Origin of the sequence: Vibrio sp. SCSIO 43136 (genome assembly GCF_023716565.1) — a bacterium.
GTDB lineage: Bacteria > Pseudomonadota > Gammaproteobacteria > Enterobacterales > Vibrionaceae > Vibrio.
In genome coordinates, this window is record NZ_CP071848.1 from 1,500,556 (window position 1) to 1,515,047 (window position 14,492).

At 44.4% G+C, this 14,492-nt stretch carries 9 protein-coding genes; 8 read left to right on the forward strand and 1 reads right to left on the reverse strand.

Translation table 11 applies throughout. The features are described 5' to 3' along the window. Nucleotides 1-137 precede the first annotated feature (137 nt). From J4N39_RS06900 to rmf, 8 genes are all read left to right on the forward strand, one after another. Nucleotides 138-4,979, forward strand: a complete 4,842-nt coding sequence (locus tag J4N39_RS06900; RefSeq protein ID WP_252023385.1) for an NAD-glutamate dehydrogenase — start codon at nucleotides 138-140, stop codon at nucleotides 4,977-4,979. Between the two features lie 44 nt (nucleotides 4,980-5,023). Then, complete coding sequence (gene pyrD, locus J4N39_RS06905; protein ID WP_252023393.1) at nucleotides 5,024-6,034, forward strand: quinone-dependent dihydroorotate dehydrogenase; 1,011 nt, start codon at nucleotides 5,024-5,026, stop codon at nucleotides 6,032-6,034. A 139-nt stretch (nucleotides 6,035-6,173) separates the two neighbouring features. After that, on the forward strand, nucleotides 6,174-6,755 hold the full coding sequence (locus J4N39_RS06910) for a cell division protein ZapC domain-containing protein (protein ID WP_252023394.1): 582 nt from the start codon (nucleotides 6,174-6,176) through the stop codon (nucleotides 6,753-6,755). 493 nt (nucleotides 6,756-7,248) lie between these two features. After that, nucleotides 7,249-9,363 carry a bifunctional 23S rRNA (guanine(2069)-N(7))-methyltransferase RlmK/23S rRNA (guanine(2445)-N(2))-methyltransferase RlmL gene (gene rlmKL, locus J4N39_RS06915; protein WP_252023396.1) on the forward strand — a complete coding sequence of 705 codons (2,115 nt, stop codon included), beginning with the start codon at nucleotides 7,249-7,251 and terminating at the stop codon, nucleotides 9,361-9,363. A gap of 3 nt (nucleotides 9,364-9,366) precedes the next feature. Continuing rightward, nucleotides 9,367-9,609, forward strand: a complete 243-nt coding sequence (locus J4N39_RS06920) for a glutaredoxin family protein (RefSeq protein ID WP_252023398.1) — start codon at nucleotides 9,367-9,369, stop codon at nucleotides 9,607-9,609. Further along, nucleotides 9,587-11,494 (forward strand): ABC transporter ATP-binding protein, encoded by a 1,908-nt coding sequence (locus J4N39_RS06925; protein WP_252023399.1) that lies wholly within the window; start codon nucleotides 9,587-9,589, stop codon nucleotides 11,492-11,494. Before J4N39_RS06920 ends, J4N39_RS06925 begins: the two co-directional genes overlap by 23 nt. 12 nt (nucleotides 11,495-11,506) lie before the next feature. Continuing rightward, entirely contained in the window at nucleotides 11,507-13,429 is a 1,923-nt protein-coding gene (locus J4N39_RS06930; RefSeq protein ID WP_252023401.1) for a DUF3466 family protein, read from the forward strand. A 175-nt stretch (nucleotides 13,430-13,604) separates the two neighbouring features. Further along, on the forward strand, nucleotides 13,605-13,778 hold the full coding sequence (rmf, locus tag J4N39_RS06935; RefSeq protein ID WP_252023403.1) for a ribosome modulation factor: 174 nt from the start codon (nucleotides 13,605-13,607) through the stop codon (nucleotides 13,776-13,778). Between the two features lie 133 nt (nucleotides 13,779-13,911). On the opposite strand, the gene fabA is transcribed toward rmf, so the two are convergent. Further along, entirely contained in the window at nucleotides 13,912-14,430 is a 519-nt protein-coding gene (gene fabA / locus J4N39_RS06940; RefSeq protein WP_252023405.1) for a bifunctional 3-hydroxydecanoyl-ACP dehydratase/trans-2-decenoyl-ACP isomerase, read from the reverse strand. Nucleotides 14,431-14,492: the final 62 nt, after the last annotated feature.

The window sequence follows — 14,492 nt, forward strand, 5'->3', positions numbered from 1 at the left end:
TTTAAATAGGAATCTTAATCACAGATTCTGACATTTCTCTAAATGTGATGCTTAATTCAATTAACCTTTTTTAAATATTGCTTTTACAATAATAAGAAAGGTTAACAATAACAATGACAGCCACATTTGGAGTGCCTATGACCGCACGTGAAACCGTAGTGCCGGTACTACTCGAGAAAGTTTACCGCCTCATTGACGATAAACTTGAATCGACTCAATCCCCCTTTGTCACAAAGCTCGCTCAACATCTATTTGGAAACATCTCGCAAGATGATTTGGTGCAGCGTAATGAATCCGATCTTTATGGTGCCGTCGTTAGTCTTTGGCACCATATTCACGAAGTTTCTGCCGAAACGGCATCGGTTAGGGTCTTTAACCCAACCGTAAGCCATCATGGTTGGAAATCGACCCATACCATTGTTGAGATTGTTATCCCTGACAGTCCGTTTTTGGTGGATTCGATAAAAATGGCCTTGGTTCGCTTAGATCTGTCGAGCCATCTTATGTTGCACGGGCCAACCAAAGTGGCTCGCGACAAAGCTGGTGAAATCACGGAAGTGAACGGCGATAGTGGTGACGTATTGTCACTGTTTCACATCGAAGTTGATATGGTGACAGACAAACAGAAAATCGCTGAACTTAAAGGCGAGCTTGAAGCCATTCTTACCGATACTGGATTAGTAGTTAGAGATTGGAAGCCAATGGCGGCCAAACTCGAAGAGGTGATTGCCGAAGTAGAAGCGCAAAGAAATCATCTGCCTCTAGAGAAAGACCGCATTGAAGAAACCATCGCATTTCTTCGTTGGCTTGGCGATCACAACTTCACCTTCATGGGATACAAAGAGTATGACCTTGTTGCTGTGGAAGGGGATCACGAACTCAAGCCAACAGAGGATAAAGGCTTAGGCGTCTTTTCGGTAGATAACCGAATTAAGTCGGTTAAGCTGTCTGACTTGGCAGATTCAGCAAGACTAGAAGCTAAGAAACCATATCTACTGATTGTCACTAAAGGCAACACAGCCTCTCATATTCACCGTCCAGCTTATACCGATTACATCGGCATCAAGAAGATTGCCAAAAACGGCAAGGTGATCGGTGAGCATAGATTTAGTGGCCTTTACACCTCTGCGGTGTACAACCAAAGTGTTTCGAATATCCCGCTTATTCGTGAAAAAGTAGAACGAATTCTGGAGTCGAGTCATTACTTACCTGGCTCATACTCTTATAAGGCGTTGCACAACATTCTGGAGAACTTTCCGCGTGATGAGCTTCTGCAAGCTAGCGAAGATGAGTTGTTAGAAGTTGGCTCTGGTGTGGTTCAAATGCAAGATCGCGATATGTTGCGACTGTTTGTGCGTAAAGACCCGTTTGGCCGTTTCTTTAGTTGCATGGTTTATGTCACCAAAGAACGATACAACACCAACCTTCGTCACCAAACACAAAGAATTCTTGGTGAGTACTTCAATTCTGATCAAGAAGTCGAATTTACGACCTTCTTCTCTGAAAGTCCTCTCGCAAGAACCCATTACATCGTGCACGTTGAAAATAATAACGTAAACGTAAACGTAAAAGAGATAGAGCAAAACTTAATGGAAGTATCTTCATCTTGGGATGACCGATTGCAAGAAGCAATTATTGCTCACAACGGTGAAAGCACTGGTGTTGGGTTAGCAAAAGAGTACATGCAATCTTTCCCTCGATCATATAAAGAGGCGATCTTACCGGGATCGGCCGTTGCGGATATTCAACGTCTTGAATCGTTAGATGAAAACAACAAGTTGGGAATGTTGTTCTACAGACCGCAAGAAGAGAATGTCGACTCTAAAACAGTACACCTCAAGTTGTACCATAGAGATGAGCCTATCCATCTTTCTGATGTACTGCCAATCTTAGAAAACTTAGGATTGAGAGTGATTGGTGAATCACCGTATGAAGTTCAGAAGAGTAACGGCACCGTATACTGGATCCTTGATTTCTCTATGCTGCATGCCAGTGAACAGTCGGTGGATCTTCGAGAAGCAAGAGATCGTTTCCAGCAAGCTTTTGCTAACATCTGGCAAGGAGAATTAGAAAGTGATGGCTTCAATCGATTGGTATTGAGCGCAGGCTTAAGCGGTCGTGAAATTACTATCCTTCGTGCTTACGCACGTTATATGCGTCAAGTGGGCTTCCCATTTAGCCAATCCTATATTGAAGATACGCTAAGCCATCACCCAGATTTGGCGAAAGAGCTAGTAAGGCTGTTTTACAAGCGATTTGCTCCAAAGCATAAAGGAGCGAAGAAAAACCAGACTGAGATCATCAACAGACTGTATGAGAAGCTTGATGAGGTAGAGAGCTTAGATGATGATCGTATCATTCGTCGCTACATGGATATGATCTTAGCGACACTACGAACTAACTACTTCCAAAATGGTGAAGATGGTCAACCTAAACCTTGGCTGGCTCTCAAGCTAAAACCTACAGAAATTCCTGAGATCCCTCAGCCTGTGCCTGCCTACGAGATCTTTGTTTACGCACCAGATATTGAAGGTGTGCATTTGCGAGGTGGTAAAGTTGCTCGTGGCGGACTACGTTGGTCTGATAGACAAGAAGATTTCCGAACTGAAATTCTTGGTCTGGTGAAAGCGCAGCAAGTAAAAAATACCGTTATTGTACCTGTGGGCGCTAAAGGTGGTTTCGTTTGTAAGCGTCAGCACACTTTGCATGGCAGAGATGAAATCTTTGCGGAAGGCCAACGTTGTTATAAACGTTTCATCCGTGCGCTACTTGATGTCTCTGACAACATCATTGAAGGCGAACTGGTTCCGCCACAAAATGTGGTGAGACACGATGAAGACGATGCCTACCTAGTCGTTGCCGCGGATAAAGGGACGGCGACGTTCTCAGATCTTGCAAACTCAGTATCTGATGAATATAACTTCTGGCTGGGGGATGCATTTGCGTCTGGCGGCTCTAATGGTTATGACCATAAAGCGATGGGCATAACCGCCAAAGGTGGTTGGGAGTCGGTCAAACGCCACTTCCGAGAGATGGGCATTAACTGTCAAGAGACAGACTTTACCTGTATTGCAGTGGGTGATATGGCAGGGGATGTATTTGGTAATGGCATGTTGCTCTCCAAGCACATTCGATTGCAAGCGGCCTTTAACCACCTACACATCTTTATCGATCCAAACCCAGATTCGGCGAGCAGTTGGATTGAAAGAGATCGACTATTCAAGCTGCCACGATCCAGTTGGGAAGACTATGACAGTAAATTGATCTCAAAAGGTGGTGGGATCTTCTCTCGAAGAGCGAAGTCGATCGACCTCACTCCAGAGATCCAAAAAATGATCGGCACACGCAAATCATCTATGCCGCCTAACGATTTGATCAAAGCACTGCTTAAGATGGAAGTTGATCTGCTTTGGAATGGCGGTATTGGTACTTACGTTAAAGCATCTACCGAGTCACATACGGATGTTGGTGACCGCGCTAATGATGTTTTACGTATTGATGGCTGTGACCTCAATGCCAAGGTGGTTGGTGAGGGCGGTAACTTAGGGATGACTCAGCTTGGCCGTGTAGAGTATGCTTTGAAGGGTGGTCGTGTTAACACGGACTTCGTGGACAATGTTGGTGGTGTAGATTGTTCGGACAATGAAGTTAACATCAAGATCTTCCTCAATAGCCTTGTAGCCAATGGAGACTTGACGGTAAAACAGCGCAACCAAATTCTCGATAAGATGGAAGATGAGGTTGGTGAAATTGTACTTCATGATGCTTACTGCCAAGCCGAGTCGATTTCCGTAAGTGAGCAACGAGGATCTGAGTTAGTTAAAGAACAGATCCGCTTCATTCATACGCTTGAAAAAGCAGGGCATTTGGATCGTGCGCTTGAGTACATTCCTGATGATGAAACGTTACTGGAACGTGAAAAACGTGGGCTTGCTCTGACACGACCTGAGGTCTCAGTCTTGGTCGCCTATGGAAAAATGGTATTAAAAGAGCAGTTAGCGGTTGATGCGATAGCGAATGATGAGTTCCACTCGAAAATGCTGGTGGAATACTTCCCATCTGAGTTACGACGTAACTATTTAGCGCAAATGGATAATCATCCACTTCGTACCGAAATTATCGCTACATGTCTTGCCAATCAGATGGTTAATGAAATGGGCTGTAATTTTGTCACCCGTTTGCAAGAAGAGACTGGGGCATCGGTTGTTGATATCGCCAATGCATATTCTGCGGCAAGGTCAATCTTTGATCTCGGTGATATCTTAAATAGTATTCGAAGCTTTGATAATCAGGCATCAACAACAGCCCAGTACTCTTTAATGTACACCATACGTCGTACTTTACGTCGATTGTCTCGCTGGCTACTGAGAAACCGCTCAAATCGTTACACGGTAACAGAGTTAATCAATATCTATCATGATGATTCACAAGAGATAATGAATAGCTTGGACGATCTTTTGGTTGCGGAAGAAGTGGCAGAGCATAACGCACAAGCAGATGTCTGGATCGAACAGGGTATCGATCGTAAAGTCGCCAATTATGTTGCTCGTTTGTCGAGCCTGTTGTCGGCACTGGATATATCTACAGTATCCCGTGAAGCTGGCAAATCTGTTCAACAAGCAGCCAAAATGTACTTCACTTTGGGAGATAGACTATCTCTACATTGGTTCTTGAAGCAGATTAACCAGCAAGCGGTAGATAATAACTGGCAAGCATTGGCTCGCTCGACCTTTAGAGAAGATCTGGATTGGCAACAAAAGCTATTGACGGCTCAAGTATTGAGTTGCCAGTGTACCGAAGAAGCCTTTGATGTTAATGAGGCCCTTGATCAATGGGTTACCAATAATGAGTCATCGCTTGAGAGGTGGGATAATATTCTTAATGAGTTTAAAGTCGGTTCTGTGCATGAATTTGCTAAATTCTCGGTCGCATTAAGGGAATTGGCACTTTTAAATTTAAATTGCGCCGCAAATGAGTAATAATATCGCCCCGTTTATCGGGGCTTTTTTCTTTCGGAGGCACAATGCTTTACCGTCTTGCCAGAGCTGGCATCTTCCAACTGGATCCTGAAAAAGCGCATGACTTAGCCATGCAAAATTTCAAGCGATTCACAGGCACACCAATTGATCTATTTTATCGCCAACAACTACCTAATCGTCCGGTTGAGTGTATGGGCATTACTTTTAAAAACCCAGTCGGCTTGGCCGCAGGCCTAGATAAAGATGGCGAATGTATCGATGCATTCGGTGCTATGGGTTTTGGTTTTGTTGAAGTGGGTACTGTGACACCACGTCCTCAGCCGGGAAATGAGCAGCCACGCCTTTTTCGTCTGGTTGAAGCTGAAGGCATCATCAATCGCATGGGCTTTAACAACAAAGGTGTCGACAATCTTGTCGAGAACGTTAAGAAAGCCAATTATGACGGTGTTATCGGTATTAATATCGGTAAGAACAAAGACACACCTATTGAACAGGGTAATGAAGACTACTTGATCTGTATGGAGAAAGTTTATCAGTACGCTGGTTACATAGCGGTGAATATCTCTTCTCCAAACACGCCAGGGTTACGAACGCTTCAATATGGTGAAGCGCTCGACTCACTACTGTCTGACCTTAAAGCGAAACAAGCCGAATTAGAGCTCAAGCATGGTAAATATGTTCCAGTGGCACTGAAAATAGCCCCTGACTTGAGCGACGATGAGCTTAAACAGATTTGCGATTCGTTACTGCGTAACAAAATTGATGGTGTCATCGCAACCAATACAACACTGGATCGTTCTTTGGTTGAGGGTATGAAACACGCCAATGAAGCTGGTGGCCTAAGTGGTCGTCCTGTCCAGTCCCGTAGTACGGAAGTTGTGCGTAAACTTCACGAACACCTTGGTGATGAACTCCCAATTATTGGTGTTGGTGGTATTGACTCTTATGTGGCAGCCAAAGAAAAAATGATGGCTGGGGCAAAATTGGTTCAAGTTTATTCAGGCTTCATTTATCAAGGGCCTGGTCTGGTTAGAGATATCGTTAAGAATCTCTAATAATTGAGCTTTTGTTAGTACAAAATCTGATGTTTGTAAGTAATTGAAAAGGGGAGATTTCCCCTTTTTTTTTGTCGATCGCTTTGTAGAATTACATTCAAACGGGGTTAGTAGCTAAGTTTTCACTGACTCAACTTGTATGAATTACTCCAGAGACGATGCCATGCTAAAACCAGATAACAGTTGGAATTGGTCGTTCGATAGCAAGGAACAGGCACTCAAACTCAATATGGAATTCAATGGAAAGAACTATGGGTACTCCCCAAAAATTCCTTCTCGAATGCTTGTTGATGAAGCTTTTACTGCAGATGAATTTACGGTAGAAGATGCTGCTAACTTTGACGAATTTCAAGACGCTATCAGTACGCTTAATATCCATCCACACCATCAAGATGAGCTAGCACTTGTTTGTCTTTGTGTTCAACGTTTTCATAAACCTAGCCAACCTAAAAGCTGGTACTTTGATTATCAAGGTGAAGGGTACACGCCAAGCGTTGGTGAGTTCGTATGCCTTAAGAATGGATACAATCAATCTCATGGCCTATTTATCGTGGTAGAAGCGGGTGATAGTGCTTCGGTTTGTGTCAGTGCAGATCTCAATGGTTTTGTATTAAATGATAGCAAAGTCCTTGCCTTTGGACAGAACATTAAAGTCATGCACGACCGCATGGTAAAAGCAGATTTCGCATCAGAATTTCTACCTGTTGCAATGGTTGGCTAAGCCATAAATTAGCCATTCCCTAAAACGTTCCTTTCGGCCAGCTGGATAAGCTGGCCTTTTTTTGCTCAAAGTTTGCCAATTCCAGTCCGTTTTATTGTATCAGTGGTGCGATTTTAGTCCCAAATTGAGCTAAATTTACGCTCAATTTTTCTCTTGTTGGTTCCATTTCAAGCGGTCAATCTGCCATTTATTCCCTGTTTTTATCTTAAATGTAACCCAATTACACCTTTGAAGCACCTCTGGTATATACCAAAATGCGAGTGAATAAATATGCCTTTGAGTGGCGGATGGTAATAAAATCAATGGATACAGTGTGGATAAGTGCTCACTTACTAACATCGAAGCGAGTTTTACTTGAGCAGAGAGAATTTTGGTCGGAGATGACTAGAAATGAATCAATCAGTGGTTTAGCGGTAAAAAACTTTTTTTATTACTCAGAATTCAACGGATGTTTAGGTATAATCGAGACCATTTTTATAAACGTAAGACCAGTATGAACCAGTATCTAGCCGTAACATCCAACGGTTTGGAGAACTTGTTAGTAGACGAGCTCACCAAACTAGGCATTGAGAATCCAAAACCTGTACAAGCAGGGGTGAAATTTAAAGCAGACAATGCACAGATCTACCGTTGTTGTTTATGGAGTCGTTTGGCATCGCGCTTTGTAAAAGTGCTGGCAGAATTCACCTGCCAAGACGATATGGATCTCTACTTGTCTGCGACTGCAATCAACTGGCCTGAACATTTCAAAGCGACCAAGCGTCTAGTGGTTGACTTTAACGGTACTAACCGTGAAATCCGTAACAGTCAGTACGGTGCACTTAAAGTTAAAGATGCCATTGTCGACTGCTTTACTAAGAAAGACCTGCCTCGTCCATCGATCGACAAAGATCGTCCAGATCTTCGAGTGCATGTTCGTTTGCATCGTGATAAAGCGTTACTAGGTATCGATATGGTAGGTAGCGGTCTTCACCAACGTGGTTACCGTACAGAAGCAGGTCGCGCACCTTTACGTGAAACGCTAGCGGCGTCAATCGTGCTGCGTAGTGGTTGGCAAGCTGACAAACCACTGCTAGACCCTATGTGTGGTTCAGGTACGCTGCTTATTGAAGCTGCGATGATTGCGGCCAATATGGCACCAGGCGTTAAGCGCAAGCAGTGGGGCTTTGAAGCCCTAAATGATTTTGAACCAGAAACATGGGCTGAGATTAAGTCTGAGGCTAGTGTTCAAGCACGTCGTGGTCTTAACAAACTAGAGACTCGTTTCTACGGCTTCGATAGTGATAAGTACGTGCTTAAGACCGCTCGTGAGAATGCTAAGCGTGCCGGTGTTGATCACCTAGTTACCTTTGAGATGGGTGATGCGGCTAAAGTGACTCGTCCTAAAGAGTTCGAGCAGGGTACTATCATATGTAACCCTCCTTACGGTGAGCGTCTAGGGACTGAGCCTGGTCTAATTGCGCTATACACAGCGTTTGGTGGCCAGCTTAAGTCAGAATTTGGTGGCTGCAACGCATCTATCTTCTCTTCATCGGATGAACTGTTAGCTTGTCTGCGTATGCGTGCAGATAAGCAGTACAAGGTCAATAACGGTGCGTTACAATGTCACCAAAAGAACTATTCCATCTCTGAGCGCTCAGCAGACGCAAAAGCTGCTGAAGCCGTGATCGCCCCAGATTTTGCTAATCGCCTTAAAAAGAACCTAAACAAGCTAGGTAAGTGGGCGAAGAAAGAAGGTCTGGATGCATACCGTGTGTATGATGCCGATCTTCCTGAATACAACGCTGCTATCGATGTTTATCAAGATCATCTGGTTATCCAAGAATATGCTGCGCCTAAGAGTATCCCTGAAGAGACTACTAAGCGCCGTCTAACGGATATGATCCGTGCTTCGATTCAGGTAACAGGCGTTGATGCTAACAATGTAGTGCTAAAAGTACGTGAACGTAAGAAAGGCTCAAGCCAATATCAGAAACTTAGCCAAGATTCTGAGTACATGTTGGTGACCGAATACGGTGTACAGCTACTGGTTAACTTGCATGACTACCTAGATACTGGCCTGTTCCTCGATCACAAGCTCACTCGTCGCAAGCTAGGCCAAATGGCTGGCGGAAAAGACTTCTTGAACTTGTTCTCTTACACAGGTTCTGCAACGGTACATGCAGCTGCTGGTGGCGCGAAGTCTACAACCACGGTTGATATGTCTAAGACTTACCTAAACTGGGCGCAAGAGAACCTGAAGGTGAATGGCCTTGATGGTACCGAGCACCAGTTTATTCAAGCAGACTGTCTACAGTGGTTAGAGCAGGCGGATGGTAGCTACGATCTAATCTTTATCGATCCACCAACATTCTCGAACTCTAAGCGTATGGAGCAGAGCTTCGACGTGCAGCGTGACCACATCCAGCTGATGCGTAACCTTAAGCGTCTGCTGCGTGAAGGTGGTGAAATCGTATTCTCAAACAACAAACGTCACTTCAAAATGGATTTGGAGAAACTTGAAGCGCTTGGTCTAAAAGCTGAAAACATCTCAGCTAAGACACTTCCGCAAGACTTCTCGCGCAATAAACAGATTCATAACTGTTGGGTGATCACACACAAAGGATAATTTGTGATTCAACTTTTTAGTACGGAAGGGTGCCATCTATGCGAGATGGCACTTTCGCTAACAGAGCAGCTTGGTATCAAAGAACAGGTCCAAGTTGTTGATATTGCATTCGACGACGAGCTATTTTCACGTTACGGCGTCACTATTCCTGTTCTTGAATATCAAGGGAATGAGCTGTTCTGGCCCTTTGATTCTTCTCAACTTCAACAATGGCTAACGCAACATGGCATTAATCACCATTCATAACGGTCAGCTGGCATTCGGTGACCATCCGCTTCTCGACAAAACAGACTTTGCACTTCAAGAAAACGAACGTGTTTGTCTGGTAGGCCGTAACGGCGCAGGCAAATCAACCCTGATGAAGGTGCTTGCGGGTGACATCATTATGGATGATGGCAAGATGCAGGTAACTCAAGATGTTGTTGTTTCTCGTCTAGAGCAAGATCCACCACGTTCAGAGACAGGTACGGTATTTGAGTACGTGTCAGAAGGCTTGGCAGAGATTGGTGAACAGCTCAAGATCTACAATGATCTGCTTGATCTTGTTGCTGTAGACCCATCGGAAAAGAATATTAACCGTTTGGCTAAGACTCAGGAGCAGCTTGAGCATAATGGTGCTTGGCGCTTTGAAGACCGCATTAAGAACGTATTAGCGGCGCTTAAGCTAGATGGCCATACAAAACTTAGCGACCTTTCTGGTGGCTGGCAGCGTAAAGCGGCTCTTGCTCGTGCGCTGGCAAACGATCCTGATGTGCTGCTTCTTGATGAGCCAACTAACCACTTGGATGTGACAACTATCGAGTGGCTGGAGACTTTCCTAAAAGATTTTCGTGGTTCTATTATCTTTATTTCGCACGATCGCTCGTTTATTAAATCGATGGCGACTCGTATTGTTGATCTAGATCGCGGCCAACTGGTGAGCTTCCCAGGGGATTATGAGAACTATCTTATCGAGAAAGAAGAGCTGCTGCGTGTTGAAGAGATGCAGAACGCTGAGTTTGACAAGAAGCTAGCTCAAGAAGAAGTTTGGATTCGCCAAGGTATTAAAGCGCGCCGTACTCGTAATGAAGGCCGTGTGCGAGCGCTTAAAGCACTACGTAGGGAACGCTCAGAACGTCGTGAAGTTCAAGGCAAGGCCAAAATCGCTGTCGACGATGCGGCTCGTTCAGGCAAGATTGTATTTGAAGCTGAGAATGTCAGCTTTAAGTTTGATGGCGAGACCATAGTCGATAACTTCTCATTTAATGTGATGCGCGGTGACCGAATTGCACTTATTGGCCCGAATGGTTGCGGTAAGTCGACGCTGTTAAAACTTATGCTTGGTTCATTAGAAGCAGATTCAGGTCGCCTACATTGCGGTACTAAGCTAGAAGTCGCTTATTTTGATCAGTACCGCGAGCTATTGGACCCAGAAAAGACCGTAATCGATAACCTAGCCGATGGTAAGCAAGAGGTGATGGTAGGTGGACGTCAACGTCACGCCTTGAGCTACCTTCAAGATTTTCTGTTTGCTCCTAAACGTGCTCGTACCCCGGTAAAAGCACTGTCGGGTGGTGAAAAGAACCGATTACTATTAGCTCGTATTTTGCTCAAACCGAATAACTTATTGGTGCTAGATGAACCAACCAACGATCTAGACATCGAAACTTTGGAACTTTTGGAAGAATTGCTTGCCAATTATCAGGGTACGTTACTTCTTGTGAGTCACGATCGAGAGTTTGTAGACAATACGGTCACGACCAGTTGGATTTTCGAAGGCAACGGAAAGATCGAAGAGTTTGTTGGTGGTTACCATGATGCTCAGCAACAGCGAGCACAGGTTCAGGCTTCAAGACAGGTCGAAAAGCCAGCAAAACCTACTAAACAAGTTGAGGAAACTCCCAAAACAACGCAAGAGCGAGCTAAACCGAAAAAGTTATCGTATAAGCTACAACGAGAACTCGAGGCGCTTCCTCAAAAACTTGAAGAATTAGAGTCAAAAATTGAAGAGCTTCAAGCTCAGGTAAATACACCAGACTTCTTTAGCAAGTCAGTATCGGAAACGCAGCCAGTTCTTGATGAACTCGCCGCTGCTGAGCAGGAGCTAGAAGTTGCATTCGAGCGCTGGGAAGAGCTTGAGGCAATGCAATAGGATTAAGAATCAATGATAAGTAGTAAATTTAAGCTATCGTCGCTAGCGATAGCTGTTGCAGCGTCGACAGGGGCACATGCGGCGCTGTACAACGTTGAGATCGTTAATGACACCAATAATTTGGGTATTGGTGGTCCGATCGCTGAGGTTACGCAAACGGACTGTTTTACCGAAGAATGTAGCGCACCATACGCAGAGCCAGAAGTTGCCAACCTAGGTCAACTAGGGGAGTCAGGCCAGTTTATTGACAACGAGATTGATTTCCAAACCGATACACGTTTTCGATCTGTGACAGACAGTAATATTCGCAGTCACTATGAGAACTTTTGTGATTATCAGTACAAATATAAAACTTGTGATGCTTGGGCAAGTCGCATGTTCGATGGGACAGACGGGTCGGGTGGTGTAAACCGAATCGTTAACTCCTTCACTTGGCCTGGTGGGTTCACTGAAGACAATATAAATACCAAGAGTTTTACCGGAAACGGTAGGTTTTCACTAGTTACGTCAAGAACAGTGGACAACGGTAATCTATTTTCTCCTTTGGCTGATACCAACGAGATATCGGCGACTTCTATTGCTGCAGACGGTACAATTATTGGTAATACTGCGAGTGGCTATGAAGTCGTTTCTTCAAGCAATTATAGCCGTTTGTTCAAGAGCCGAGGTTTCTTTTCTGGTGCTGCGGGTAGTGGCGTTCTAGACACATATAAGCAGGTGACAACTGGTGGTGCAACAAGTGACATTGTCACTCGCATGGGCCCAACTCGTGCATTCGACAGCTTTACATACGATTCAGCGACTTATATCGTTGGTTCTTCAGCAGTGTCGACTTACCACGTGCCAGATGGTTGTAGTATAAGCGGTGACACACCGTGGTTGTCTCAGAGCTGTCAAAACGTTGAATTTAATAACAAGGCGACACTTTGGAAAGTAAGTGGTACTACTGTCGATTCGGCCAATTATGTTGCTGACTGGGCTGGTGGTTTCAACGGGACATCGGATAGTCAATCAGTGCAATCTTCGGTTCGAGGCGCTGCAGTAGCATCCACAGGTACTTATGCAGGCAAGCCGGTACTCGTTGGTTATGATGTATATAATTACAGCTCAGATCCAATGCCTCAAGCGACCGTTTATTTGCCAATTTCTGATAGTAACGGAAATTTTGTGATTGATGCTGATAAGAAGTGGTCACCTAAAGTTGTCGCTGGTACTGAACTTCGTCAAAGCAACGATTGGCTATATAGCAACTCAATCGCCAATGATATTAATGACAAGATGATTGTGATTGGTAGCAGTAAGCGCGGTAGTTTTGACTACAAGGTATCTAAATCAGACGTCCCATCTCAAAATGGTTCACGTAACAACCGAGTTTGGGTTGCGTCCGCTGCCAACGGTAATCCCACTGCCACTTATTTAGAAGACACAGTGTTCTTTAATGGTGCAGGTGGTGAGATGCGCTCAATCAACAACCAAAACCTGATCGTCGGTAAAGTGCATGCGGAAAGCCACCGTGAGGTAGACGGAAAAATGCGCCGTGAACGCGGATTTATTACTCCTGTACCATCTTCTTTAGGTGGTAGCGATAGCACTGTTATTACACGCAGCTGGTGGCTTGATGACCTAACAAATGGTGGTACTCAATCAAGCAACAATAACCAGTTCCGTGTTATTGATGCGAATGACATCAATGATGCGGGTATCATCAGTGCAACATCTCTGTATTGTCCAGGTGGGTATAAGTCTACAAGCCATAACTCACAATGCTCTACAACAGAACAAATTGTGGCTGTTAAGCTGACACCGATCAACGGCGCAACAACTGACGATATTTCAACACGTTCCTATGATCAAGAGCCGGTAACACGTCAGGGAGCGGGCCTCGGTTGGTTATTGATAGCAGGTCTAGCACTTTTCGGTATTCGCCGTAAATAGAAATTTTGTAAAATTTAGTAGGATTAGGCATGGCTTCACAGATCGTGAGTCATGCCTTTTTTGTCTCTTGAGGATCTTCGGCTTTTGTACAATTCTTAATAGCGGAGTCATAAAAACTCCATCTTAGATTAATAATCGTATATTACGGAAAATCTGAATGTATGAGGAACGTACTATGAAGAGACAGAAGCGTGATCGCCTAGAACGAGCTCAAAACCAAGGTTACAAAGCAGGCTTAAATGGCCGCTCACAGGAGACATGTCCTTACCAACAAATGGATGCGAAATCGTACTGGCTAGGTGGTTGGCGTGATGCCAGAGAAGACAAACAAGCTGGTCTCTATAAATAACCCATACACAAATAATCTGAGGAGGACCCCACAACGATGTGGGGTCAAATTTTACCACTCTAACGCACTATAACTAAATTTATGCGGTAAGAAAAAAGCAGTACGAAATCGCACTGCTTTGATAAATTCTCTATTAAAAAGAAGAGGTGTCTTGGAACAGACCTACTTTAAGATCTTTAGCAACGTAAATCTCTTTACCATCCACTAGAACACGGCCATCAGCAAGACCCATTACTAGTTTGCGGTTAACAACGCGCTTCATTTGGATCTCATAAGTTACTTTCTTTGCCGTAGGTAGGATTTGGCCAGTGAACTTAACTTCGCCAACACCTAGAGCTCGACCTTTACCTTCGCCGCCAATCCAACCTAGGAAGAAGCCAACAAGTTGCCACATAGCATCTAGGCCTAGGCAGCCAGGCATTACTGGGTCACCAGGGAAGTGGCAGTCAAAAAACCAAAGATCAGGAGTGATATCTAACTCAGCAATGATAAGACCTTTACCGTGATCACCTTCCGTTTCAGACATTTTGGTGATGCGATCCATCATCAACATGTTTGGTGCAGGTAGTTGAGGGCGGCCAGGGCCAAATAGTTCACCTTGGCTAGAAGCTAGTAGGTCTTCGCGCGTGTATGAATCACGTTTGTTTTGCATTTTTTAGTACTCCAAAATTTTATAGTTCGCATGTTAGTGAACACGTGTAAGCTTAACAAGTC